Origin of the sequence: Cellulomonas edaphi (genome assembly GCF_030362815.1) — a bacterium.
Taxonomy (GTDB): Bacteria; Actinomycetota; Actinomycetes; order Actinomycetales; family Cellulomonadaceae; genus Cellulomonas; species Cellulomonas edaphi.
This window is the reverse complement of sequence record NZ_JAUCGR010000002.1, coordinates 202,786-227,273: the sequence shown is the minus strand read 5'-3', so window position 1 is coordinate 227,273 and position 24,488 is coordinate 202,786. Positions and strand designations below refer to the sequence as shown.

27 protein-coding genes and 1 tRNA gene are annotated in these 24,488 nt (G+C 73.3%); 6 read left to right on the top strand and 22 right to left on the bottom strand.

Going from position 1 to position 24,488, the window contains the following annotated elements; genetic code table 11:
- From QRT05_RS07275 to QRT05_RS07245, 7 genes are read right to left on the bottom strand one after another with little or no spacing between them, the layout of a single operon-like run.
- Positions 1-1,734 carry a cation:proton antiporter gene (locus tag QRT05_RS07275; RefSeq protein ID WP_289446402.1) on the bottom strand — a complete coding sequence of 578 codons (1,734 nt, stop codon included), beginning with the start codon at positions 1,732-1,734 and terminating at the stop codon, positions 1-3.
- Between the two features lie 37 nt (positions 1,735-1,771).
- Positions 1,772-2,143 (bottom strand): fluoride efflux transporter CrcB, encoded by a 372-nt coding sequence (gene crcB / locus QRT05_RS07270; RefSeq protein WP_289446401.1) that lies wholly within the window; start codon positions 2,141-2,143, stop codon positions 1,772-1,774.
- A complete protein-coding gene (locus QRT05_RS07265) occupies positions 2,140-2,577 on the bottom strand; it encodes a FluC/FEX family fluoride channel (protein ID WP_289446400.1) in 438 nt (145 codons plus the stop codon). Before QRT05_RS07265 ends, crcB begins: the two co-directional genes overlap by 4 nt.
- Positions 2,574-3,083, bottom strand: coding sequence for a universal stress protein (locus QRT05_RS07260; RefSeq protein ID WP_289446399.1), 510 nt, complete (start codon positions 3,081-3,083; stop codon positions 2,574-2,576). The genes QRT05_RS07265 and QRT05_RS07260 overlap by 4 nt, the downstream gene beginning before the upstream one ends.
- Positions 3,080-3,751, bottom strand: coding sequence for a response regulator (locus QRT05_RS07255; protein ID WP_289446397.1), 672 nt, complete (start codon positions 3,749-3,751; stop codon positions 3,080-3,082). Before QRT05_RS07255 ends, QRT05_RS07260 begins: the two co-directional genes overlap by 4 nt.
- Positions 3,744-5,141 carry a sensor histidine kinase gene (locus QRT05_RS07250; RefSeq protein WP_289446396.1) on the bottom strand — a complete coding sequence of 466 codons (1,398 nt, stop codon included), beginning with the start codon at positions 5,139-5,141 and terminating at the stop codon, positions 3,744-3,746. Before QRT05_RS07250 ends, QRT05_RS07255 begins: the two co-directional genes overlap by 8 nt.
- A 58-nt stretch (positions 5,142-5,199) precedes the next feature.
- Positions 5,200-5,802, bottom strand: coding sequence for a hypothetical protein (locus QRT05_RS07245; protein WP_289446395.1), 603 nt, complete (start codon positions 5,800-5,802; stop codon positions 5,200-5,202).
- Positions 5,803-5,973: 171 nt separating this feature from the next.
- On the opposite strand from QRT05_RS07245, the gene QRT05_RS07240 reads away from it, so the two are divergent.
- From QRT05_RS07240 to QRT05_RS07225, 4 genes are read left to right on the top strand one after another with little or no spacing between them, the layout of a single operon-like run.
- On the top strand, positions 5,974-7,116 hold the full coding sequence (locus QRT05_RS07240; RefSeq protein ID WP_289446393.1) for a serine/threonine-protein kinase: 1,143 nt from the start codon (positions 5,974-5,976) through the stop codon (positions 7,114-7,116).
- A complete protein-coding gene (locus QRT05_RS07235) occupies positions 7,113-7,652 on the top strand; it encodes a hypothetical protein (RefSeq protein WP_289446391.1) in 540 nt (179 codons plus the stop codon). The genes QRT05_RS07240 and QRT05_RS07235 overlap by 4 nt, the downstream gene beginning before the upstream one ends.
- A gap of 49 nt (positions 7,653-7,701) precedes the next feature.
- Positions 7,702-9,087: a sigma 54-interacting transcriptional regulator gene (locus QRT05_RS07230; protein ID WP_289446389.1), complete on the top strand. Its 1,386-nt coding sequence runs from the start codon at positions 7,702-7,704 to the stop codon at positions 9,085-9,087.
- A gap of 8 nt (positions 9,088-9,095) precedes the next feature.
- A complete protein-coding gene (locus QRT05_RS07225) occupies positions 9,096-11,120 on the top strand; it encodes a vWA domain-containing protein (RefSeq protein ID WP_289446388.1) in 2,025 nt (674 codons plus the stop codon).
- Positions 11,121-11,149: 29 nt separating this feature from the next.
- Here the strand turns inward: QRT05_RS07225 and QRT05_RS07220 are convergent, their stop codons facing one another.
- From QRT05_RS07220 to QRT05_RS07205, 4 genes are read right to left on the bottom strand one after another with little or no spacing between them, the layout of a single operon-like run.
- On the bottom strand, positions 11,150-11,920 hold the full coding sequence (locus QRT05_RS07220; RefSeq protein WP_289446387.1) for an SCO1664 family protein: 771 nt from the start codon (positions 11,918-11,920) through the stop codon (positions 11,150-11,152).
- Complete coding sequence (locus QRT05_RS07215) at positions 11,917-12,465, bottom strand: DUF3090 domain-containing protein (protein WP_289446386.1); 549 nt, start codon at positions 12,463-12,465, stop codon at positions 11,917-11,919. The genes QRT05_RS07220 and QRT05_RS07215 overlap by 4 nt, the downstream gene beginning before the upstream one ends.
- 9 nt (positions 12,466-12,474) lie before the next feature.
- Positions 12,475-13,188 carry an MSMEG_4193 family putative phosphomutase gene (locus QRT05_RS07210; protein WP_289446385.1) on the bottom strand — a complete coding sequence of 238 codons (714 nt, stop codon included), beginning with the start codon at positions 13,186-13,188 and terminating at the stop codon, positions 12,475-12,477.
- 52 nt (positions 13,189-13,240) lie between these two features.
- Positions 13,241-13,627 carry a VOC family protein gene (locus QRT05_RS07205; protein ID WP_289446384.1) on the bottom strand — a complete coding sequence of 129 codons (387 nt, stop codon included), beginning with the start codon at positions 13,625-13,627 and terminating at the stop codon, positions 13,241-13,243.
- Between the two features lie 197 nt (positions 13,628-13,824).
- Between QRT05_RS07205 and QRT05_RS07200 the strand changes: the two genes are divergently transcribed.
- Entirely contained in the window at positions 13,825-14,262 is a 438-nt protein-coding gene (locus tag QRT05_RS07200; protein ID WP_289446383.1) for a hypothetical protein, read from the top strand.
- 110 nt (positions 14,263-14,372) lie between these two features.
- On the opposite strand, the gene QRT05_RS07195 is transcribed toward QRT05_RS07200, so the two are convergent.
- Positions 14,373-14,537 (bottom strand): hypothetical protein, encoded by a 165-nt coding sequence (locus QRT05_RS07195; RefSeq protein ID WP_289446382.1) that lies wholly within the window; start codon positions 14,535-14,537, stop codon positions 14,373-14,375.
- A gap of 522 nt (positions 14,538-15,059) precedes the next feature.
- On the opposite strand from QRT05_RS07195, the gene QRT05_RS07190 reads away from it, so the two are divergent.
- Complete coding sequence (locus tag QRT05_RS07190) at positions 15,060-15,347, top strand: hypothetical protein (protein WP_289446379.1); 288 nt, start codon at positions 15,060-15,062, stop codon at positions 15,345-15,347.
- Between the two features lie 673 nt (positions 15,348-16,020).
- Here QRT05_RS07190 and QRT05_RS07185 read toward each other — a convergent pair.
- The 10 genes from QRT05_RS07185 to QRT05_RS07140 form a co-directional block, all read right to left on the bottom strand.
- Positions 16,021-16,094 (bottom strand) — tRNA-Pro (locus tag QRT05_RS07185).
- Positions 16,095-16,121: 27 nt separating this feature from the next.
- Positions 16,122-17,159, bottom strand: coding sequence for a hypothetical protein (locus QRT05_RS07180; RefSeq protein ID WP_289446377.1), 1,038 nt, complete (start codon positions 17,157-17,159; stop codon positions 16,122-16,124).
- Positions 17,156-18,631 carry a ribosome biogenesis GTPase Der gene (gene der, locus QRT05_RS07175; protein WP_289446375.1) on the bottom strand — a complete coding sequence of 492 codons (1,476 nt, stop codon included), beginning with the start codon at positions 18,629-18,631 and terminating at the stop codon, positions 17,156-17,158. The genes QRT05_RS07180 and der overlap by 4 nt, the downstream gene beginning before the upstream one ends.
- 43 nt (positions 18,632-18,674) lie before the next feature.
- Complete coding sequence (locus tag QRT05_RS07170) at positions 18,675-19,361, bottom strand: lysophospholipid acyltransferase family protein (RefSeq protein WP_289446374.1); 687 nt, start codon at positions 19,359-19,361, stop codon at positions 18,675-18,677.
- Positions 19,358-20,071, bottom strand: coding sequence for a (d)CMP kinase (cmk, locus tag QRT05_RS07165; RefSeq protein WP_289446373.1), 714 nt, complete (start codon positions 20,069-20,071; stop codon positions 19,358-19,360). The genes QRT05_RS07170 and cmk overlap by 4 nt, the downstream gene beginning before the upstream one ends.
- Positions 20,053-21,162, bottom strand: a complete 1,110-nt coding sequence (locus tag QRT05_RS07160) for a prephenate dehydrogenase (protein ID WP_289446372.1) — start codon at positions 21,160-21,162, stop codon at positions 20,053-20,055. Before QRT05_RS07160 ends, cmk begins: the two co-directional genes overlap by 19 nt.
- Entirely contained in the window at positions 21,159-22,067 is a 909-nt protein-coding gene (locus QRT05_RS07155) for a pseudouridine synthase (protein ID WP_289446370.1), read from the bottom strand. The genes QRT05_RS07160 and QRT05_RS07155 overlap by 4 nt, the downstream gene beginning before the upstream one ends.
- A complete protein-coding gene (scpB, locus tag QRT05_RS07150) occupies positions 22,064-22,717 on the bottom strand; it encodes an SMC-Scp complex subunit ScpB (protein WP_289446368.1) in 654 nt (217 codons plus the stop codon). The genes QRT05_RS07155 and scpB overlap by 4 nt, the downstream gene beginning before the upstream one ends.
- Positions 22,714-23,616 (bottom strand): segregation and condensation protein A, encoded by a 903-nt coding sequence (locus QRT05_RS07145; protein ID WP_289446366.1) that lies wholly within the window; start codon positions 23,614-23,616, stop codon positions 22,714-22,716. The genes scpB and QRT05_RS07145 overlap by 4 nt, the downstream gene beginning before the upstream one ends.
- Positions 23,600-24,463, bottom strand: a complete 864-nt coding sequence (locus QRT05_RS07140) for a ParA family protein (RefSeq protein WP_289446364.1) — start codon at positions 24,461-24,463, stop codon at positions 23,600-23,602. The genes QRT05_RS07145 and QRT05_RS07140 overlap by 17 nt, the downstream gene beginning before the upstream one ends.
- Between the last annotated feature and the right edge of the window lie 25 nt (positions 24,464-24,488).

Below are 24,488 nucleotides of genomic sequence, written 5' to 3'. Positions count from 1 at the left end.
CTACTCGCCTCCCCCGCCCTTGAGCTCGATGCGGATCTGGTCCGCATCGAGCACCCCGAGCGCCGAGGTGAGTGCCGCCGAGCTGAACGTGCCGAGCGCGCGCGCCTCCAGCAGGACGTCGCGCTGGGCCGCGATGATCTGCAGCGACAGGTCGTGCACCTCGTCGCTGAACTGGCGGCTCTGCTCGCGCTTGTCCTCGTCCTGCTCGAACACCGCCCGTTTGCGCGTCAACGCCAGCACCTGCGGGGTGTAGGCCGAGCCGTCCGGCCGCCGCAGCCCCGGGTCGTCCACGACGGCGATCGATGCCTCTGCCATCGCCGCGAGCAGGCGCGCACGCTCCTCCTCGTCACCCTGGTCGTGCCCGCCCAGCCCGAGGCGCCGCACCACCCACGAGAGGCTGCCGCCCTGGACGAGCAGGCTCCCACCCGCGGCGACGAAGGCGACGAGGATGAGCAGGGAGCGCTGGGGCGTGCCCACCGGGAGCGACTGGGCCGCGGCCACGGTGACCGCCCCCCGCATCCCGGCCCACACCAGCACCGCTCCCTCGCGCCGGCGCAAGGGCTGGGCGGAGAGGTAGTCGAGGTCCGCGAGGCGCACGGTGACCCGCCGCATCCACGTCTCCCGCCTCCGCGCGAGGCGCTCGGGGTCGGACCGGCCCCGCTGCAGCTCGGGATGCTCGTCCTGGCGGCGGAAGAGCTCTTCGCCCTGAGCGACGCGCGCCCGCAGCTCGTCGGGATCCCGGCGGGAGCGGCGCCGGCCGGCCCACAGGATGGTGCCCACGTAGCCGGTCCGCAGCACCAGGGCGATCGCGACGGCCGCGGCACCGAGCCAGACCGCGCTCCAGACGGAGTCGTGCTCCGCCCGCACCTCGTCGACGAAGCCGAACAGCTGCAGGCCCATCGTGAGGAAGACGGCGCCCTCGAGCAGCACCTCCACCGTCGCCCAGTTGGTGCGCTCCGACAGCCTGTCCTGCGCGCGCAGGTACCTCGCCGACCCCTGCCCGGTGATGAGGCCCGCCGTGACGGCCGCCACCAACCCGCTCGCGCCGAGGTGCTCGGCGGGGGCGAACGCGACGAACGGCGTGATGAACGAGATGGCCGTCGATGCCGGGGCGTCGTGCAGGGCGGCGCGGATCCGCAGGTTCAGCACCCCGACGACCGCGCCGACGACCACCGCGATCGCGATCGACGCGAGGAAGTCGCCGGCGACTCCCCAGAGCGACACGCTCGCCGCCGTCGCGGCGATGGCCGAGCGCAGGATCACTAGCGCGGACGCGTCGTTGAGCAGGCTCTCTCCCTCGAGCACGGTCACCACCCGTGGCGGGACGCCCAGACGTCTGACGATCGACGTGGCGACCGCGTCGGTGGGACTGACGACCGCCCCGAGCGCGATGCCGGTGGCGAGGCCGATGTCGGGGATGACCCAGGCGAAGAAGTAGCCGAGCGCGACGGACGTCAGGACGACGAGCGTGACCGACAGGCCGCCGATCGTGCCGAAGTCCCGCCGGAAGTCCATGGTCGGCATGGACACGGCCGCCGAGTAGAGCAGCGGTGGCAGCACGCCCGCGAGGATCCACTCGGGCTCGATCTCGACCGGCGCGACGAACGGCAGGAAGCTCACCGCGACGCCGACCGCCACGAGGATCAGCGGCGCCGCGACCCCGACGCGCCGGGCCCAGGCGTTGACCGCGACGACGGCGACCACGCCGATCGCCAGCACGAGCGCCGCATCCATCGGCCCACCTCCGGTTCGTCGGGTCCCTTGCCGCAGGTTAGAGGAGCGCGGTCGCGACGCCCACGCCGGCCGCCGCCGCGAGCACCGTCAGCAGCAGGGTGCCGAGCCCGGCCACCAGGGCGCGGCGGTAGGCGCCCTCCTGTGCGAGTCGGACGGTCTCCATGCTCGCCGTGGAGAAGGTGGTGTAGCCGCCGCAGAAGCCGGTCGCCGCGACGACGTACGCGTCGGGATCGAGCGCACCGGACGCGAGGCCGCCGGCGAGGAAGCCGATGAGCAGCGAGCCGGTGACGTTGATCGCCATGGTCGCGACGGGCAGCCCGCCCGTGGTCCGGCTCCGGATCCAGCCGTCGACGACGAACCTGGTCGCCGCGCCGAGCCCGCCCAGCAGGCTCACCAGCAGGACGATCACTCGGCTCCTCCGTCGGGAGCGGCGCGCCCCGCGGCACGCCGCGCACCCACCACGACACCCAGCGTCGCCGTCACGAACCCGAGCACGACAGTGCCGAGCCCGTAGCCGACCGCGAGCGGGACGTCACCGCCGCTCCAGAGCCGCTCGACCTCGAGGGCGAGCGCCGAGTACGTAGTGAATCCGCCGAGCACGCCGGTGCCCAGTCCGAGCCGGAGCCTGCGCCGTCGGTCGTCCTCCGGTCCCTTGCGCAGGAGCGCCTCGAGCAGGGCGCCCAGCAGGAACGCACCGAGCAGGTTCTCGACGAGCGTGCCCACGGGCAGGCCGTGCTGGGCGGGCAGCGCGTGGCTCACCCCGTAGCGGGCCGCGCTGCCCACCGCTCCTCCGGCCGCGACGATCGCGACGAGCGCCGGGTTCATGTGGTGCCGGGCCGTCATCGGCTCGGCGCCAGGGGGACGACGACCACCGGGACCGGCTGGGTGTGCGCGAGACGCCCGGCCACCGAGCCGCCGATCGCCTCGTTCACCCAGCCCGTGAGGCCGGGACGCCGCGACCCGACGACGACGTACACGGTCGGGTGCTGCGCACTCACGCGCGCGAGCTCGGACGCGACCTCGCCGGCCGCGTACACGAACCGCCACGTGGTGCCGGCGCCCGCCAGGTGCCGGCCGATCCGCTCGGCGAGCTCGTCGGCGGCCTCGATCTGGCCGAGGACGTCGTCGTCGTCGGGATCGACGGGCGTCAGGTCGAGCGTGCCGTCCGCCTCGCGCCCCACGACCATGTGGCCCGGGTCCACCCACACGGCCACCAGCCCGGCGCCCAGCCGGGCCGCGAGGTCCGCCGCGGAGTCGACGACGCGCGCGTCCTGGCCGGCGTGCACCCCCACCACCACGACCTCCGCGGGCGTGGGGCCGGACCAGCCGCGCGACCGAGCCGTGCTCATCCCTCGCTCCCGGGACGGGTGCGCGATCCGGGCCGCAGCTCGGCCGCCAGGTGCTCCTTGGCCCACAGGGCGGCACTGGTGCGATCCGCGACCCCGAGGTGCCGGAACACGTGGCCCACGTGCACCTTGACGGTGCGCTCGGCGATGCCGAGCGACCGGGCGATCTGCTTGTTCGCCATCCCCTGCGCCAGCAGGTCCAGCACCTGGCGCTCGCGGGCGCTGAGACCGTCGACGGGCGACGTGGTGCGGGCGGGCAGGAGCGCTCTGGCCACCCGCGGGTCGAGCGGAGCGTGACCACGCGCGGCCGAGCGGACGGCGGCGACGAGGTCGCTGGGCTCGCAGTCCTTGAGGAGGTAGCCGATCGCCCCCGCCGAGAGCGCCTCGTCGACCCGCGCCGTGTCCGAGAAGGAGGTGAGCACCACGACGGCGACGTCCGGCTGGGCCGCCACGATGCGTCGCGTCGCCTCGACCCCGTCGAGCACCGGCATCGAGAGGTCCATGAGGATGACGTCGGGCTGCAGCCCGGCCGCCAGGGCCACGGCCTCGGCGCCGTCGCCCGCCTGGCCGATCACCCGCAGCCCGCTCGCGCTGTCGACCAGCGAGGTCAGGCCGGAGCGGACGAGGTGGTGGTCGTCGGCGAGCAGCACGGTGATCTCGTCGTCAGGCACGCGTCCCCTCCGTCTCTCGCGCGGTGAGTCGCCACCGGCACCCCTGCCCACGCGACGAGCTCACCTCGAGGCGCGCGCCCGACGACGCCGCGAGGTCGCCCAGCAGCCGTAGGCCGAAGTGTCCCTCGGGCGGGGCCGCCAGCGCCTCGGCGACGTCGAAGCCCACACCGTCGTCCTCGACGGTCAGCACCAGAGCGTCGTCCACGTGGTCCAGCCTCACGACCACCAGGGACGCGTGGGCGTGCGCGACGGCATTGCGCAGGGTCTCCTGCGCGACGCGGTAGACGAGACGGTCCTGCTCGTCGGACGCGTGCGGCACGCCGCCGTCAGGAAGCTCGAGCCGGACCGCGACCCCCCTGGCGGCGAGCCCGCCCACCAGGTCGGTCAACGCTGCGCCGAGGCCCGCCGTCGCCAGGCTCGCGGGGTAGATGTCGACCAGCAGCGTGCGCAGGCCCTTGATGCTCGCGCGCACCGTCGCCGCAGCCTCGCGGAGCGGGACGGCGAGCTCGGGAGCGCTCGAGCGCTCCGCCTGGTCGGCCGCGCCCGCCAGGACGAAGGAGGAGCCGGCGAGCTCCTGGACGACCCCGTCGTGCAGCGTGGCCGCGATCCGGCGCCGCTCCTCGTCGGACGCCTCCACCGCGCGCTGGAGCAGGATCTCGCGCGACCGCTGCGCGCGGCGCAGGCGATCCACGAGCGTCCACAGCACGGGCAGCATGAGCACGACGAACAGCAGGAGGCTGGTCAGCGTGATGCCGGCGAAGCCGCGCCACAGGGCGCCGGAGCGGTCGGTCACGACGTCGTAGCGGCTGTAGGTCTCGAACAGCAGGGGCGTGCCGCCGGGGGTCCACACCGGACGGTAGACCTCGAGCAGCTTGCCCTGGCCGCGCTCGTACACGTTCTCCGGGGCGCTGAGGTCGCTGACCTCGGCCTCGGTGCTGGGGTGCTCGAGCGCCTCGCGCTCGTCCGCCCCGAGCGGGAACCGTCGCCCGCCGAGGCGCGGCTCGTCGGAGTAGACGATGGTCCCGTCGGCGTCCCACACCTTGACGCGGACGATGGCGTCCCCCAGCACGCCGGCGCGGACGGCGGAGTCGAGCGCCGCGACGGCCTGCGGCTCCTGCGACAGCAGGCCGTCCTGGAGCACGGGCCCCACGATGGCGTCGGCCACGAGGTCCGTGCGCCGCGCCGCGTCGTTGACCGACTCCTGCTCGGCGATCCGACGGCTCGCCGCGAGCCCGAGGAAGGCGACGACCACCAGCACGATCACCGCCGCCGCGACGAGCTGGCCGAACACGCGCCATGTCCGTGGTGCGTCCTGCGCGTCGTCGATGCCACCCGGGCCACGCCCGAGGACGACCCACGCGGGATCGTTGCGGTCGTCGGCCGGGAGCACGGCGCCCACACTAGGTGCAGGCGGCGTGCTCCCGGCCGATGGACCGTCGGGTGTGGCGTCAGTCGTCGCTGCCATGTCCGCCGTGGTCGTCACCGCTGTCGTGGCCGCTGCCGTCGTCGTCGCCGCGCCCGCCGTGGTCGTCGTTGGTGTCGTGGCCGCTGCCGTCGTCGTCGCCGCGCCCGCTGTGATCGTCGTCGCTGTCGTGGCTCGCCGCGTCGTCGGAGCCCCTGCCGGACCTGTGGTCGGAGGCGTCGTCCGACCCGCTCCGGGTCCCGTGGTGACCCGAGTCGTCGTCCGCGTGGTGCGTCGCGGTCGACGTCGGCGTCGAGCCTCCGTTCCGGACGCGGTCGTCGCCCGCCTCGGTGCGGTCGTCCCGGTCGGCCCGGCCGCCGTGGTCGTCGGCCGTCGCGCGGGGCGAGGGCGTCGCCCTCGGAGTGGCCGACGCGCTGGGCGACGACGTGGGCGCGGGCGTGTCCCGGTCGTCGCCGGGTTCGGTGCGCTGGTCGCGGTCGGTCTCGCCGCCGGCGTCCTCGCTCGGCGACGCCTGGCTGGGCGCGACCACGGGGACGGACGGCCGCAGGCTCGGGTTGCCGGACAGTCCGGCGGCCGCGGGAACGACCGCCAGGAGCAGGGCCCCGGTGAAGATGAGCAGGCGCTTCATGATGACTCCTCGATCGTCGTTGTGCTGACGAGTCATTTCTCTCGCGCCGCCGGTCTGCCGCACCATCGGACCTTGGTACTAGTACCCGCCGCGGGCGCCCACCGCGCGGCGGAGCCGGATCACCCGCCCTCGGCGTGCGCGGTTCCCAGCGAGGACCTAGCGTCGGCAGACATGTCCGGTGCACCGGCGATCCGCCCGAGCGACGCCCCCGTCGAGGGCGCGCGCGTGCTTGCCGGGCGGTACCGGCTCGACGGGGTCATCGGGCGCGGCGGCATGGCCACCGTCCATCGCGCGCACGACCTGGTGCTCGATCGCGACGTCGCGATCAAGCTCTTCCCGTCGGTCGCCGACGACGCCGACCTGCTGCTCCGCCACTCGGCCGAGGTGCACGCCCTGGCCACCCTGAGCCATCCGGGGCTCGTGACGCTGTACGACGCCGGCTCCGAGCCCCGCGGGGACGGCACCCAGGAGCTCTACCTGGTGATGGAGCTGGTGGACGGGCCCACCCTCGCCGAGCGCCTCACCGCAGACCCGATGCCGGTGGGCCGCATGGTCGACGTGGGACGGCAGATCGCCGACGCGCTCGCGATCGTGCACGAGCAGCGGATCGTCCACCGCGACATCAAGCCCGGCAACATGCTGACCAGTGAGCTCGACGGCGAGCTCGTGGTCAAGGTCGCCGACTTCGGGATCGCACGGATCGCCGACGCCACGCGCCTGACGATGACGGGAGTCACGCTCGGCACCCTGCGCTACCTCAGCCCGGAGCAGGTCACCGGCGCCCCGCTCGGACCGCCCACGGACATCTACTCGCTCGGGCTGGTCCTCATCGAGTGCGTGTCGGGGCAGTCCGTGTTCACGGGCACCCTCGCCGAGTCGGCGGCCGCCCGGCTGACCACGCTTCCCACGATCCCGGACGGACTCCCGCCGGAGCTCGCGCGGCTCCTGTCGCAGATGACCGCGCGCGAGCCCGACGACCGCCCCACGGCCGCCGTCGTCGCGAGCGAGCTGAGCCGACTGCTCGACGCTCCCGGCTCGTCGGCTCCGACCGCTGCCGTCCCGGCCGCCGTCACCGAGCGGCTCGACCTGCCGACTGCGGACGAGTCCGCCACCGCCGCGCACCGCGTGCCCCGGTCGATGCGGCGCCGCTGGGCGGCCGCGGGTGCCGCGGCCGTGCTGCTGGCGGGAGGCGTCGTGGCGGCTCTGGGTGCCGGTGGTTCGGGCGGCACGCCGCCGGCCGCCCCCCACTACCCTGCCGTCGAGGGCGACCTGGGTCGCGCGCTCACGACCCTGCAGCAGAGCGTGACGCCGTGAGGCGGCCCACTCTGGTCGGCGGCCTCGTGGCCTGCGTCCTGGTGCTGGGTGCCTGCGGCGGGCAGACGGACCTCGAGGGCGACCGTGCGCACGCCCTGCAGCAGGATGTCCTCGCGGTCTCCACGGCCGCCGCGGCCGAGAAGTGGGACGCGGTCGGAGCGGGCCTCGCCGCCGCGCGGGCCGAGCTCGACGCCGCTCTCGACGCGGGCGACGTCTCGCCGGCCAGGTACCACCGGATCGACGCGGCGCTCGACCGCGTGGCGGCGGAGGTCGCCACCGCCCGGGCCCGGGCCGCCGTCGTCGCGAAGGCGAAGGCGACCGCGAGGGCCGAGGCGACGGCCCAGGCCAGGGCAAAGGCTTCAGCGAATGCGAAGGCCACCGGCGCCGCCACCGCACCGCCTCCGACGACGACCAAGACCTCCGGTCCCGCCGTGAAGGCCCCCACCCCAGCCCAGCCCAGCACCAAGGGCAAGGGCGCCAACAACGGCAAGGGCCACGGCGCGAAGCACCCGCCGCGCCCGAAGAAGGACAAGTAGCCCATCCCGACCGGGTGATCCGCGCTGGCCCGGGGTTACGCTCGAACGGATGACGCACCCAGCTGCCGCGACCGTCGGCGAGCTCCGCGAGTCGGGGCACGTGCACACGACCGTCCGTACCGAGATCCGCACCAACCTCCTGGCCGCCCTGAGGGAGGGGCGCGATCCGTGGCCAGGCCTGCACGGCTTCGGCTCCACGGTGATCCCCCAGCTCGAGCGGGCGCTCCTGGCCGGGCACGACGTCGTGCTCCTGGGCGAGCGCGGGCAGGGCAAGACGCGCCTGCTGCGCACGCTCGTCGGCCTGCTCGACGAGTGGTCTCCCGTGATCGACGGCTCGGAGATCGGCGAGCACCCCTACGAGCCGATCACGTCCACCAGCATCCGCCGGGCGGCAGAGCTGGGCGACGACCTGCCGGTCGTGTGGCGGCACCGCAACGAGCGGTACGTGGAGAAGCTGGCCACGCCCGACACGAGCGTCGCCGACCTGGTAGGCGACGTGGACCCGATGAAGGTCGCCGAGGGGCGCGCGCTGGGCGACCCCGAGACGATCCACTTCGGCCTCGTCCCCCGCAGCCACCGAGGCATCGTCGCGATCAACGAGCTGCCCGACCTCGCGGAGCGGATCCAGGTCTCGCTGCTCAACGTGATGGAGGAGCGCGACATCCAGATCCGCGGGTACGTGCTGCGGCTGCCGCTCGACGTGCTCGTCGTCGCGAGCGCCAATCCCGAGGACTACACCAACCGCGGTCGGATCATCACGCCGCTCAAGGACCGGTTCGGCGCGGAGATCCGCACGCACTACCCCGTCGAGCTGGCCGACGAGATCGCCGTCGTCCGCCAGGAGGCGGCGCTGGTCGCCGAGGTGCCCGACCACCTCGTGGAGATCCTGGCGCGGTTCACGCGCGCCCTGCGCGAGTCCAGCGCGGTGGACCAGCGCAGCGGCGTGAGTGCGCGGTTCAGCATCGCGGGCGCCGAGACCATCGCCGCGGCGGCTCTGCACCGCGCTGCACGGCAGGGTGAGGCCGAGCCCGTCGCACGGCCGGTGGACCTCGAGACCGCGGTCGACGTGCTCGCCGGCAAGGTCGAGTTCGAGTCCGGCGAGGAGGGCCGCGAGGACGAGATCCTCGAGCACCTGCTCCGGCTGGCGACCGCCGAGACCGTGCGTGCCCACCTCGGCGGCCTCGACCTGGGGCTGCTGGTGGATGCCATCGCGGCCGGGCACATGGTCAGCACCGGTGAGCAGGTCGCGGCGCGCGACGTGCTGGCCGCCCTGCCTCCCCTCGGCGAGTCCGAGCTCTACGACCAGATCGCCGAGCGGCTCGGCGCCCGCAGCGAAGGCGAACGTGCCAGCGCCGTCGAGCTCGCGCTCGAGGGCCTGTACCTGTCGCGGCGGCTGAGCAAGGAGACGGGCGACGGCGAGACGATCTATGGCTAGGACCGCGGATGGCTAGAGCCAACCGCCGCCTCAGCCGGCGCGCGCGCTACAGCGCGTACGTGGACGGGCCGGACCCTCTCGCGCCGCCCGTCGACCTCTCGGAGGCGCTCGAGGCCATCGGTCAGGACGTGATGGCCGGCTCGTCGGCCGAGTCGGCCATGCGGGAGTTCCTGCGCCGCGGCGGCAGGGACCAGACGGGGCTCGACGAGCTGGCGCGGCGGGTCGCCGAGCGCCGGCGCGAGCTGACGAACCGGCACCACCTCGACGGGACGCTGCAGGAGATCAAGGAGCTCCTCGACCGCGCGGTGCTGGCCGAACGCAAGCAGCTCGCGCGCGACGTGCAGATGGACGAGGGCGACCGGGCCCTCGCGCAGATGCAGCTCGACAACCTGCCGGCCTCGCCGGCGGCCGCGGTGAGCGAGCTCAACCAGTACCCGTGGCGCAGCGACGAGGCGCGCCGCGAGTTCGAGAAGATCAAGGACCTGCTGGGCCGCGAGCTGCTCGACCAGCGGTTCGCGGGCATCAAGCAGGCGCTCCACGATGCCGACGACACGGACCGAGCAGCCCTGCAGGAGATGCTGCGCGACCTCAACGCCCTGCTCGACGCGCACCGCCGCGGCGAGGACACCGACCAGCAGTTCGACGACTTCATGGCGCGGCACGGCGAGTACTTCCCCGAGCAGCCGCGCAACGTGGAGGAGCTGCTCGACTCGCTGGCCCAGCGCGCGGCCGCGGCCCAGCGCATGCGCAACTCCATGACGGCGGAGCAGCGCCGCGAGCTGGACGAGCTGGCCTCGCAGGCGTTCGGTTCCCCCGACCTGATGGACGCTCTCGCGCAGATGGACGACCACCTGCGCTCGCTGCGCCCGGGCGAGGACTGGTCGGGTTCGGAGCGGATGGACGGCGAGAACGGGCTGGGCCTGGGTGACGGCACCGGGGTGTTCCAGGACCTCGCCGACCTCGACGCGCTCGCCGACCAGCTTGCGCAGTCCTACCAGGGCTCGGAGCTCGACGACCTCGACCTGGACAAGCTCGCCCGCCAGCTGGGCGCCGACGCGGTCGTCGACGCGCGGACGCTGCAACGCCTCGAACGCGACCTCAGGAGCACGGGTGCGCTGCGGCGCGACTCCGACGGCCGGCTCGCGCTCACCCCCAAGGCGATGCGACAGCTCGGCAAGGAGATCCTGCGCGCCGTCGCCGAGACGATGTCCGGCCGGCAGGGCGGCCACGAGGTACGGCGGTCCGGTGCGGCGGGCGAGCTCTCGGGCGCCACCCGCGAGTGGGCCTTCGGCGACACCGAGCCGTGGGACGTCACCCGCACCGTGACGAACGCGCTGACCCGGCGTGCGGCTGCCGGCGGCGGCGTGGGCCCGGCAGTGTCGATCGAGATCGGCGACGTCGAGGTACAGGAGACCGAGGCCCGCACGCAGGCCTGCGTCGCGCTGCTCGTGGACACGTCCTTCTCGATGGCCATGGAGGGGCGCTGGGTGCCGATGAAGCGCACGACGCTCGCACTGCACACCCTGGTCACGAGCCGGTTCCGGGGCGACGACCTACAGCTGATCGGGTTCGGCAGGTCGGCGGCCGTGATGCCCGTCGAAGAGCTCGTCGGGCTGGACGCGAAGTGGGAGAAGGGCACCAACCTGCACCACGCGCTGCTCCTGGCCAACCGGCACTTCCGCAAGCACCCGAACGCGCAGCCCGTGCTGATGATCGTCACGGACGGGGAGCCCACGTCCCACCTCGAGCCGGACGGCCAGGTGTACTTCGACTACCCGCCCGACCCGATGACAATTGCGATCTCGGTCCGCGAGCTCGACGCCTCCGCCCGGTTGGGCGCGCGCACCACGTTCTTCCGGCTGGGTGACGACCCCGGACTCGCACGGTTCGTCGACGGGATGGCGCGGCGGGTGGGCGGAACCGTCGTGGCACCCGAGGTCGACGACCTGAGCGCGGCAGTGATCGGCTCGTACCTCGACTCGCGCCGGAACGGCGCTCTCGGCGCCTGGACGGCGGACGACTGGCTGCGGTGAGGCGCTCAGCTCCTAGAACAGCTCAGCTCCTAGAACAACGGCCAGGGCACGGCCGGCATGTCCCCCCGCGGCGCGGGGAAGCGCGCGGTGCGGAGCAGCCGCTCGCAGCGGGCCTCCAGCGCGGCGATCTCGTCGTCGGCCAGGAGCGGGGCGAGCCGCTCCCCCAGCGTGCCGCTGAGCGCGTCGCGGACGCGCGCGACGCCCGCCAGCTCCTCGACGGCGAGGTCGTCGCCGAGCCACCCCCACAGGACGGTGCGCAGCTTCGGCTCGACGTGGAACGAGACGCCGTGGTCGACCCCCAGGCGGCGACCGTCAGCCATCGGCAGCACATGGCCGCCCTTGCGGTCCGCGTTGTTGATGACGGCGTCGAGCACCGCTATGCGACGCAGCGCGGCCGAGTCCTCGTGCACGAGCGTGACCGGCCTGCTCTCGGGGTCGACGGCCTCCAGCACGGCACGCCAGCCCGGGCGCGGGACATCGCTGCGGGGCACCACGTCAACCGGGTCCTGCGAGTGGTCCTCCTCCTGCCAGAGCTGCACCATGCCGACGCCCATGGGCCCGTCGCGCAGCCACGTGCGCGGCACGATGCCCCATCCCAGCTCCTCGGACACCGCGTAGGCGGCCACCTCACGGCCCGCCAGGGTCCCGTCCGGGAAGTCCCACAGCGGCTTCTCCCCCGCCACCGGCTTGTAGACGACGTCAACCTCTCCGATCGTCGCGCGGAAGGTGGCGTTGGACGCCACCCGGATGCGTCCGAGCACGACGAGGTCTCCCCCGACGAGGTCGACCTGCGTCGTCACAGCACGTCAGGCTGCTCGCACCGGTGGCCGTCCTCGTCGACCGGGGCACCGCAGCGCGGGCAGGCCGGCCGGCCGGACCCGACCACCGCGCGGGTCCGCTGGACGAACGCGCGCGCCGTGCCCACGGGCATCCGGACCACCAGCACCTCGTCGGGCTCCGCGTCGTCCGGGTCGTCCAGGTCGTCGTCGTCCTCGGCGATCGGGAAGGCCTCCACCACCACCTGCAGGGTGCGCGGCTCCCAGCTCAGGCGCATCGACCCGGTGCGGAACTCCTCGGCGACCGGCTGGTCCAGCGGCTGGTCGTCGACCAGCTCGGCGGGCGCCTCGGCCGGGATGCTGAACCGGTTGTCGGGCTCGGCCATCAGCTCGTCGAGCAGGCGGTCGATCGTCTCGGCCAGCACGGCCGACTGCTCCTTCTCCAGAGCAACGCTCGTCGTGCGCGACCCCGCACGCGCCTGCAGGTAGAACGTGCGGGATCCGGGTCGGCCGACGGTGCCGACGACCACCCGGTCGGGCCAGTCGAACTCGTGCACAAGGGTGGGCATGTCTTCACTCTACGAGGGGACGGCCGCCTCGTCAGGACTCACCGGACCTGCTCCGCCCCCCACCGGCGCGTCTCCCGGCGGCGCGGCCTGGCGCAACCAGGACAGGTCCCCCGAGTCGGTGTTGGTGGCGACGACCTCGGGCCGCTGCGGCCCGTAGCGCACCACCGAGATCGAGGCGGGACCGATCGTGATCCGCTGGAACAGGTCGAGGTGCATGCCCAGCGCGTCCGCCACGACGGACTTGATGATGTCGCCGTGCCCGACGGCCGCCCACACGGCGGACGCGCCGTGCCGCGCCTCCACCTCCGCGTCGTGGCGGCGGATCGCCGCGACGCTGCGGGCCTGCATGGCCGACATCGACTCCCCGCCGGGGAACGTCACGGCCGACGGCTGCGTCTGGACGAGCGGCCACAGGGGATCGCGGGCGAGCTCACGCAGCGTCAGCCCCTGCCACTGCCCGTAGTCGGCCTCCGTGAGACCGCGCTCGATGAGCGTCTGCGGCCGCTGCGCCTGCCGCTCGACGAGGATCCGTGCGGTCTGCCGACAGCGCTCCAGCGGGCTCGAGACCACGGCGACGAGCGGGACACTTGCGACGCGCTCGGCCGCGCGCTCGGCCTGCTGACGCCCCACGGCGTCGAGCCGGGTCCCGGGCGCCCTCCCGGCGAGGACGCCCTGGGCGTTGGCGGTGGTGCGGCCGTGGCGGACGAGCAGGACGGTGGGCATACCGCACCCTAGGCACAGCGGCGGCCGGGCGGGGTCCTCCCCCGCTGAGTCGTCAGTCCGTCCCGGTCTCCAGGTTGATGATGTTGCCGTCAGGGTCGGCGAACCACACGGCTCGCATCGACTCCGACTCCAGGATCCCGTCGCTCCACCGCCCGTACTCGTCGGGGACGTCGAAGGTCTGGAACTCGATGCCGGCGGCCCGCAGGTCGGCGACCTCGGCGTCGAAGGCGTCGCCCACCTGGAACGAGATGGCGGTCGCCTTGTTGGTCCCGGCGAACGAGGACTCGTACACGAGGAACGCGCCCGGCCCGGTCGCGTACAGCACGCCGTCGGGCGCTCCGTCGCGCCGGACGAACTTCAGCGTGTCCTCGTAGAACTGGCGGGCCCTGGTGAGGTCCGAGACGGCGAGCGTGGGCAGGGCGGCGTGATCCGAGAGCATCGCTCCTCCAGAGTGGGCCGCGCGACCGTCGCGCGGTCGGCGTCCAGCAGCCTAGGCCCGTACCGAAGCGCGGTCGACGGTGCCATCACCCATCTAGCGGCAGTCACGCGCAAGTCGCTACGTTTGAGGCGCATCGGGTCTTGGTGCTCAGCGGCCGCGTCAGGCGGCCGCACCGACCTCATGGCGATGGGACGACGATGTCGACCTCTGTCAGCTCACGCACCGCGCGCCGCCGATTGCTCACGTCCTTGGTCGCGCTGACCCTGCTCGTCGGACTGAGCACGGGTATCGACGCGCGCCCGGCGGCGGCAGCGACGCCGAAGTACGGGATCGCCAGGGTGTGCTTCAAGGCCCCCTACCGATCCTTGGGCACCACGTACTGGGGTCCGTACAACCGCGCCGTGAACGTCGATGTGGTGCTGGACCGCCACTGGCACAAAGTGACCGCCACCACGCCGAACACCCGTGGATGCCTGCGGATGAAGCTCGTCGCGGGGTACACCTGGCGGTTTCGGGTCTACCACTACGAGGCGAGAACCTGGTACGTCGGGCGGAGCCATCGCGTGAAGGTCAAGGCCGGGCACACATACCGGCTGCGCACGGTCTGGCTCGAGGCGTTGACATCGCCCGCGTAGATCGTCGATGCCCGCGAGGCAGCGTGCTCACGAGGTGGCCAGCACGGACCCATCAAACCTCCGGGCGTCGTGCTACGGACCGGACGCGCGCGCCTTCGGGCTTCCGCGAGCTAGTGCGGGGTGGCGATGAAACCCACGCCGTCGGGGCTGATCTGCCAGGTGCGGATGTCCTTGCCGACCCCTTCTCCGCCCTTCTCGTACAGCCGGACGCCGCCGTCGCTGGCCCGGTGCTCCGGAAACGGCCCCTGACGTGCTACCTCATCGGGCGGGCTCACGGGATTTGAACCTACGACCCATTTACCTGCAGCAGGGCCAGCGCCGCAACGGCGGGAGCGGGCCGCAGCCGGATTCCGTCCTGACCTCCACCGATGGTGCACCAGGCGGTCTACCAGTCGCGCCTGCGGCCAGTCTCCGACGACAAGTTCATCGAGGCGGCGTGCGTCTCCATCGGCCCAGAGTGAACGACTGGACCAGCGCGGGGTGATCGTGCAGCCTCAGAAAGAAGCCCGGGCCACCCATTACCGTGAGCCGCCGACACGGAGGTTGATTGAATGCCGAAGAACAGGATGCTGTCGCATTGGGAGGCTGACCTGCGCGGACTGACGGACGACGGTGTGCGTCAGCGGCTGCGGTTCGCGCGGGCGTCGGAGGCATCGTCGATGGCCCGCGGGATGGGGCGGAACCCGAAAGCTGCCCGGATGTGGCGCGAGAACGCGGCCCTGGCAGAGGCAGAGCTCGAACGGCGCGGACTCGGCAGGTAGGTCGCGTGAGCCCGCAGAGTCCGCCGCGCTGTGCCCGTGAGCGGCTTCGCCGTCGTGCAGGCGGTCGTGGTCATCGGCGCTGCGGTGAGGATGTACCTGCGTCCCGATGCGTCTGCCCGAGACCGTGACCGCGCGATCATCCTGCTGGGGCTGACCGGGGTCGTCGTGGGCATGCTGGCGCTCCGCCTGTCCGTCTTTCGACTGATCGGCGCACAGCGCGTCGCGTCTCAGCGCTTCGGTGGCAGCGCTGGCTTCGGCCAGCCGCTGCCGCTCGATCGCCTCGCGTACCAGCTCGCGCAGCTTCCTCGGCCATCCGCTGCATGATGCGGTCGCTCTCGGCGTCGAGCAGCTGACGTCAGGACATCGGCGCCGGTGCACGCCACTAGACACACGGCGCTCTCCGGGATGGTCAGAACGGACGTCCGCTGGCGGTCATCAGCCGCGTGGCTGGGCACGAGTCGATCAACATCACGATCGACGTCTACGGGTACGTCAGCGAGCACTTCCCAGGATTGAGAGCCTCCGTCAGACCCGTCACGAGACACGAGGGCCGCCGGACCCGCTCTTGTCCGATACGACAAACTGAACCGGTCTACCCGAGGGAACGCCGGACATGTCCCTTAGGGACCGAGAGGATCAGATGGACCGTGACCACGCGCCGGCCCGATCGGTCGGGTAGACAACGGTAGGCCGGTGGGGGTGGCGAGGGTTGGCCACGACCAGTGGCGGACGCCCCCGTGCCACGCCCGCGCGTGCCACGAGGACCCCGGCGGTCGTCTCCCGCGTCGCCGGGCACGAGTCCATCAACATCACGGTGGACAGCTACGGCCACGTGTCGGGGCAGGCAAGGAGAGACTCCGTCGCGGCCGTAGCGTCGTCCCTCGGCCTGTAAGTGCTCGGACCAATGGCTCCCCGAATGACTCCCCGAGCGTGCCGGGTACAGACTGAGGCCGCCTCCGCGAAAGCGGAAACGGCCTCTGACCTGCTCGTTCATCGGTCGGGCTGACAGGATTTGAACCTGCGACCCCTTGACCCCCAGTCAAGTGCGCTACCAAGCTGCGCCACAGCCCGATGGCCCCCGCAGGAGCCTCGGAAAGCCTACCGTACGGATGCGGGTGACTCGTCCGCGGCGGCGTCCGGGGCGTTGCGCCGGATCACGTCCAGCTCCGCCGCGAGCAGACCCAGCACGGTCAGGTCGACCACCAGGCCCACCGACGCGCCCCACTCGTCGAGCCGGAACAAGAACACCTGCGTCACCAGCAGCGAGACGAGCACGGCCCGGCGGAACCACCGGAAGCCGCGCTCCCGGTCGCCACCGACCACGATGAGGCCCACCGTGCACAGGGCCACCGTGAGGCACGCCCCGGCGAGCACGCCCGCGAGGACGAAGGCCGATGCGGTGTCGTGCTGCGTCGCCCGCCACACGGCTCCCCCGGCGGTCGCCACCAGGACGGCCACCGTGAGCCTTGGCACCCAGCGAGCCTGCACCACCCGCTCGGTGGTGCGCACGACGAGGTCGGCTACCGCCGTCGTCGGGTCGGGCAGCTCGCGGTGGTCGGTCTCGATGACGGCGAGCAGCGCAGCGACCTCGTCACGCCCGTGCACGTCGCCGGCGCGGTGCAGCAGCAGCCGCGCCCGGGCGCGGGCTCGGGGGCTGAAGCCGCCCGCCACGCCGGCGACCGCCGCGTCGACCGCGGCGGCCAGCAGCTCCGAGGAGGTGGGCGGCCGGCGACCGTTCACGGCCTCGACCAGCAGCGCCAGCCCGACGATCACGAGGTACACGAGCGCCGGGGTGGGCGCGTAGAAGTAGTCGTAGTCAGACGTGACGAACTTGCCGATCTCGTCGACGAAGAGGCCGAAGCCGACCCCGCCCAGCACCGCGGCGAGCGGCCGCGCCACCGGCCCGATGAACGAGAACAGCAGGACGAACGCCAGCGCCATGAGCAGGCCGCCCCACAGCACGTGGGACAGGTGCAGCCCGTCGCCGCCCACCTGCGGATAGCCCGTCGCGGCTAGCAGGGCCCGGACCACCAGCACCGTCAGGACAGCGCTGACCAGGAAGCCCGTGAGGTGGCGGGTCGCCGCCGGGTCTCGTGGCAGCCCGCGCCGGAGCAGTGAGCGGCGCAGACGGTTCACCGGCGGCGCTTCTCCCGCACGCGCACGGAGATGGAGATGGGCGTGCCCTCGAAGCCGAACGTCTCGCGCAGGCGGCGCTCGATGTACCGGCGGTAGCCGGGGTCCAGGAAGCCCGTGGCGAAGATGACGAACCGGGGCGGGCGGGTGGAGGCCTGCGTCGCGAACAGGATGCGCGGCTGCTTCCCGCCGCGCACGGGGTGCGGGTGGGCGGCGACCAGCTCGCCGAGGAACGCGTTCAGGCGCCCGGTGGAGATGCGGGTGTCCCACGACTCGAGGGACCGCTCGAGCGCGGGCACCAGGCGGTCGGTGTGCCAGCCCGTGCGGGCCGAGACGTTGACGCGCGGCGCCCACTGCACCTGCACCAGGTCCTGCTCGATCTCGCGCTCGAGGAAGGGCCGGCGGTCCTCGTCCATGAGGTCCCACTTGTTGTACGCGATGACCAGAGCACGTCCGGCGTCGACGACCTGCGAGATCACGCGCGTGTCCTGCTCGGTCATCTTCACCGAGGCGTCGATCAGCACGACGGCGACCTCGGCCTTGTCGATCGCGGACGCGGTGCGCAGCGAGGCGTAGAAGTCGGCGCCCGACGTCTGGTGCACGCGGCGGCGGATACCCGCGGTGTCGACGAAGATCCACGGCTTGCCGCGCAGCTCGACGAGCTCGTCCACCGGGTCACGCGTGGTGCCGGCGATCTCATGCACCACCACGCGGTCGGCGCCCACCACCTTGTTGAGCAGCGAGGACTTGCCGACGTTCGGACGGCCGACGAGCGCGACGCGGCGGGGCCCGTCGGGACGCACGATGCCGTGCTCGGACTCCTCGGGCAGCGCCTCCAGGACGGCGTCCAGCAGGTCGCCGGTGCCGCGACCGTGCAGGGCCGAGACCGGGTACGGCTCGCCCAGGCCGAGCGACCACAGCGCGTACGCGTCGGCCTCGCCGGCGGGGCCGTCCACCTTGTTGGCGCACAGCACCACGGGCTTGCCCGCGCGGCGCAGCAGGCGCACCACCTGCTCGTCGGTGTTGGTGGTGCCGACGGTCGCGTCGACGACGAACAGCACGGCGTCGGCCAGCGCGATGGCGACCTCGGCCTGCTCGGCCACGCGTGCCTCGATGCCCGCGACGTCGACCTCCCAGCCGCCCGTGTCGACGAGGGTGAAGCGCGTGCCCGACCACTCGGCGGGGTAGCTCACGCGGTCCCGAGTGACGCCCGGCTTGTCCTCGACGACGGCCTCGCGGCGGCCGAGGATGCGGTTGACGAGGGTCGACTTGCCGACGTTCGGCCGGCCGATCACGGCGAGGACCGGAAGGGCGCGCTCGGCCGCCTCAAGGACCTCGCCACCCTCGACGCCGTCGAGCAGCGCCAGGTCGTCGTCGGCGAGGTCGTACTCCGCCAGACCGGCGCGCAGCGCGCGTTCGCGGTCGGCGTCGGTGGCCTCGTCGGGCAGCACCAGGGCAGGGTCGATCTCGGTCATGGGTCCATTCTCCCCCGTCACGACGGCGAAAGACGACCCCGGGTCAGTCGAGCCGCTCGCGCAGGGGCTCGTCGGTGGGCAGCGCGAGGCCGCTGCGGCGCGACGCATGCGTGACGAGGTCCGCCAGCGCCGTCCGGATCGCGTCATTCGCTGTGACCAGCGCCTCACGACCGGTAGCCGCCCCGGTGCGCTCCACGACGATGGGGGCGCCGAACTCGACGGTCAGGCGGCGACGGAGCCCCGGCAGGCGGTTGACCGACTCCCCCGTCCTGCGCGTGCCCAGCACCGCGACCGGCACCACAGGCGCGTGCCCGTTCAGGGCGAGCCAGGCGATGCCGGCCCGCGCGTTGCTGGCGTCGCCGCGGCCGCGGTTGCCCTCGGGGAAGATCCCGACGACGCCGCCCCGGCGGAGCACACCGAGCGCGGCCGAGAGCGCCGCGCGCCCGCCGTCGCGATCCACGGAGATCTGTCCCGCCCGGCGCAGCACCCAGCCGACGGGCCCGACGAACATCTCCTCCTTGACCAGCACGTGCGCCGGTCGGGGCGCGACGCCCAGCAGGATCGGCCCGTCGACGATGCCCGTGTGGTTGGCCGCGAGCAGCACGGGTCCGCTGGCCGGCACGTGCTCACGGCCGACCACCTCGGTGTTCCACACGACGCGCGCGAGGAACCGCCCGATCCACCGCGACCAGCGGGGACCGAACGGTGAGGGGACGTCAGCGCTGCTCATCGCGACGCGACGACGTCCAGCACCGCCTGCACCGTCTGGTCGAAGTCGAGGTGCGAGGAGTCCACCGTCACCACGCCGTCGGCCGCCACGTGGAACTGGACCACGGTCGAGTCGTCGGCGTCGCGGCGCAGCACCTGGTCGCGCGTGGCCTCGACGGACGCGGGGTCGGCCGTGCCGTGCACCTCGAGCGAGCGGCGCGCGAGCCGCGCCTCCTCGGAGGCGGTGAGCAGCACGCGCACGTCCGCGTCGGGCGCCACGACGGTGGTGATGTCGCGCCCCTCGGCCACGATCCCGCGACCTGCGGAGAACGAGTCGGCGTGACCGGCCTCCTCGATGGCCGCGCGCTGCAGCCGGCCCAGCTCGGCGCGCACGTCGAGGTTGGTCGCCACGGCGCTCACCGAGGCCGAGATGGACGTCTCGCGGATCGCCTCGCCGATGTCCGTGCCGCCGACCGTCACGGTGGGAGCCGCGGGGTCCACCCCCATGACCAGGGGCATGGCGCGGACCGCGTCGGCCACCGCGGCGGCGTCCGTCAGCTCGACGCCCGACTGCAGGCACCACCACGTGGCCGCCCGGTACATGGCACCGGTGTCGAGGTAGGACAGGCCGAGCGAGCGCGCGACCGCCTTGGAGACGCTCGACTTGCCCGAGCCCGATGGCCCGTCGATCGCGATGACGAGGGGGGACGTGCTCAACTCACCAGTCTCCATCCGCGGGCTGTCAGCTCCGCCTCGAGGTGTGCGGCGCTGCCGGGCAGCACCGAGATCTGCGCCATGCCGACCGGGCGGCCAGCCGCGTGCTCGAGCTGGAGGTCCTCGAGGTTGACCCCCGCCTCCCCCACCTCGGTCAGCAGGCGAGCCAGCTCGCCGGGTGCATCGGGGACCAGGACGGTGACCAGCGCGTAGATGCGCTGCGCCCCGCCGTGCTTGCCCGGGATCCGGGACACCCCGGTGTTCCCGCGCGCGACCGTCGAGGCGATCGTCGCGAGGGCGCCGGGGGCGACCGTTTCCGGACCCATGGCGGCGTCAGCCAGCGCGAGGGCGTCGATGACCTGGTCGAGGTCGTCCCGGACCGCCAGCAGCACGTCGCGCACGGCGCGCGCGTTCGCGGCCAGGATCGAGGTCCACAGCGCCGGGTCGGAGGCCGCGATCCGGGTCACGTCACGCAGGCCCTGCCCGGCCAGCCCGAGCGTGACGTCGTCCGCCTCGGCGAGGCGCGCGGCGGCGAGGGACGAGATGACCTGGGGCACGTGGGAGACCAGCGCGACCGCCTCGTCGTGCGCGCCGGCGGCGAGGCTCACGGGCACCGCCCCGAGGTCCACGGCGAGGGACCGCACGGCCAGCACGGCACCGGGGTCGGAGCAGCCCGAGTCCGCGATGACCCAGGGGCGCCCGAGGAACAGGTCGGGCACCGCGGCAGACGGGCCGGATCGCTCGCGCCCCGCCATGGGGTGCGATCCGACGTACCGCGTGAGGTCCACGCCGGCGTCGCGGAGCTCGTCGAGCACGTGGCCCTTGACGCTGGCCAGGTCGGTGACCACGGCGTGGGGATGTGCGGCGAGCTCGGCGGCCACGACCTCCGCGGTGACGTCGGGCGGCGCGGCGACCACGACGAGCGCGGGCTCGTCGTCGTCGGGGCCGGCCGGACGTCCCGCGCCGACGTCCCGCGCGAGCGCGAGGGCCGTGCGCGAGGGGTCAGCGAGCACGACGTCGACGTCCAGGGCCCGCAGCGCGAGCCCGACCGACGCCCCCAGCAGGCCGGTGCCGACCACGCGGACCGGCCCGATGGTCGCTGCGCTCACATCCCCGCCTGGGTCATGAGCGAGCCGACCTCCGTCTTCGACAGGACGCGCGTGCGGCCGGGCTTGAGGTCGCCGAGGCGGATGGGACCGATGCTCGTCCGCACCAGCGCCGTCACCGGGAAGCCCACCTCGTCGAACAGGCGCCGGACCACGCGGTTGCGGCCCTCGTGCAGGCTCACCTCGACGAGGCTGGCCTGCGGCGTCACCTGGACGATGTTGAAGCGGTCCACCTTGACGGGACCGTCCTCGAGCTCGATGCCGCGCAGCAGGCGGCCGCCCAGCGACGGCGGCACGCGCCCGTCGAGGTGGGCGAGGTAGGTCTTCACGACCCCGTGCGACGGGTGCGAGAGGCGGTTGGCGAGGTCGCCGTCGTTGGTGAGCAGGATGAGGCCCTCGGTCTCCGCGTCGAGGCGCCCGACGTGGAAGAGGCGCTCCTCGCGGTTGGCGACGTACTGCGCGATGGTGGGCCGGCCCTCCGGGTCGTGCATGGTCGACACGACACCCTTGGGCTTGTTGAGCGCGATCGTGATGATCGAGGTGTCCAGCTGCACCCGGATGCCGTCGACGTGGATGATCGCCGTGGTCGGGTCCACGCGGACGCCCAGCTCGCGCACCGCGGCGCCGTCCACGGTCACGCGGCCGGCGGCGATGAGCTCCTCGCAGGCACGACGCGAGCCCAGACCCGCCGTGGCGAGCACCTTCTGCAGCCGCACGCCGTCCGGGTCGTGCACGTCGATCTGGGGCTCCGGAGCGGGTGGGCTCGCCGCCCTCGGGGCGCCACCACGCGGCGCGCCGCTCCGGCTCGGGCCGCCGCCGCGTCCCGCAGGCTTGCCGCCGCGCGACCCTGCGGGACGGCCACCCTTCGGGGCAGGCTTGCCGCCGGTGCGTCGTTCCTGCGGACTCATCTGAACTCCCCGATCGTCTGGTCCACGCCCTCGAGCACGTCGATGTCCGGCAGGTAGGGCGCGAGCGGCGGCAGCTGGTCCAGGCTGGACAGGCCCATCCGCTCCAAGAAGTATCCCGTGGTCTCGTACAGCAGTGCACCACTGCTGGGATCGGTGCCCGTCTCGGCCACCAGCCCGCGCGCCGTCAGGGTGCGCACGACGCCGTCGACGTTGACGCCGCGGACCGCGGAGACCTGGCCGCGCGTCACGGGCTGGCGGTAGGCGATCACGGCCAGCGTCTCCAGCGCCGCCTGCGTGAGCCGCGCGCTCTGCCCGTCGAGCACGAAGCGGCCCACGACGTCCGCGTAGACGGGCGCGGAGTAGATGCGCCACCCGTCGCCCACCTGCCGCAGCTCGAAGCCGCGCGCGCGACCCTCGCCCTCACCGCGGTAGTCGCTCGCGAGCTCGCCGAGCAGCTCGTCGACCCGCTCCGTGGGCAGGGCCAGCACGGACGCGAGCCTGATCACCGGGATGGGCTCGTCGGCCACCATGAGGACGGCCTCGAGCGCGCCGAGCGCCCCGCCAGGAAGGTCGTCGACGTCGAAGGCCAGCTCGTCCGCCGGGGTGGGCGGTGGCGGCGCGTCCTCAACCGTCTGGTCCTGCTCGCTCACGCGTCGATCTCCTCGCTCGGGGCCGCGGCCCCGTCCTCGGGCCCTGCGGTCGTGTCCAGCTGGTCGAAGTCGTCGGACACCTCCACCTCGCCGTCCTCCGCGCCCGTCCAGCGCACGTTGAGCTCACCCAGCGGCGAGACTTGGTCGAACGCGACCGCGCCCTCGCGGAACAGCTCGAGCAGCGCCAGGAACCGCGCGACGACGACGATCGTCGAGCCGGCGTCCGCCACGAGAGCACGGAACGACGTCGCCCCCTGGTGCCGCAGCCGGTCGACGAGGACCGCGGCCTGCTCGCGCACGCTCACCGGCGGCGCGTGCAGGTGGCTGATGTCCACGCCGGCGGGCGGCGCCTTGGGAGCGACCGCCCTCGCGGCCAGCGCCGCCAGCTGGTCCGGCCCGATCTGCCAGACCAGCTCGGGCAGCAGCGCGGCGAGGTGCGGCTCGAGCTGCACCACGCGCGGGAACCGCCGCCCCTCGCCGGCGAACCGCTCGGCGAGGTCGGCCGCGACCTCCTTGTACGCCCGGTACTGCAGGAGGCGGGCGAACAGCAGGTCGCGCGCCTCGAGCAGCTCGAGGTCCTCGGCATCCTCCACGTCGGCGGACGGGAGCAGGCGGGCGGCCTTCAGGTCGAGCAGGGTCGCCGCGATGACCAGGAACTCCGAGGCCCTGCTGAGGTCCCAGTCCTTGCCCGACGTGCGGATGTAGTCGATGAACTCGTCGGTGACGCGCGCGAGCGCCACCTCGGTGATGTCCAGCTTGTGCTTGGCGATCAGGCCGAGCAGCAGGTCGAACGGGCCGCTGAAGTTGTCGAGGTGGACCTCGAAGCCGGCGGAGCCGGTGGGCGCCTGGGCGCCCGCCGAGGGAGCTGTGGGCGCCTCGACGTCAGGCTGCGTCGCCACGGGCGACGAGCTCACGGGCCAGCTGCCGGTACGCGATCGCACCGGCGTGGGCGGGTGCGTAGGTCGTGATGGGCTCGGCCGCGACGGTCGCGTCCGGGAACTTCACGGTGCGGCCGATCACGGTGTGCAGGAGCGTGTCGCCGAACGCCTCGTTGACGCGGTGGATGACCTCCCGCGCGTGCAGCGTGCGCGGGTCGTACATCGTGGCGAGGATGCCGTCGACGTGCAGACGCGGGTTCAGCCGGTCGCGCACCTTCTCGATCGTCTCGACCAGCAGCGCCACGCCGCGCAGCGCGAAGAACTCGCACGCGAGCGGGATGAGGACGCCGTGGGCGGCCGTCAGGGCGTTGACGGTCAGCAGACCGAGGGACGGCTGGCAGTCGACGAAGATCACGTCGTAGTCGTCCAGCACGGGCCGCAGCACGCGGGAGAGCACCGACTCGCGCGCCACCTCGCCCACCAGCTGCACCTCGGCGGCGGACAGGTCGATGTTCGCGGGGAGCAGGTCCAGTCCCGGCACGGGCGTCTCGCGGATGAGCTCGTGGATGGACGCGTCGCGCTCCATGAGCAGGTTGTAGACCGTGCGGTCGAGCTCGTGCGGGCTGACGCCGAGGCCGACCGACGCGGCGCCCTGCGGGTCGAAGTCCACGACCAGCACGCGGCGGCCGTACTCGGCCAGCGCCGCGGCCAGGTTGATGGTGGTCGTCGTCTTGCCGACCCCACCCTTCTGGTTGCACATCGCGATCACCCGGGCCGGGCCGTGCGAGGACAGCGGAGCGGGCTCCGGGAAAACGGGCAACGGCCGTCCGACGGCGTCGCGCTCCTCAGTCGATACCTGGCTCACCACGCCGCACACCCTACCGGCGCCGGAC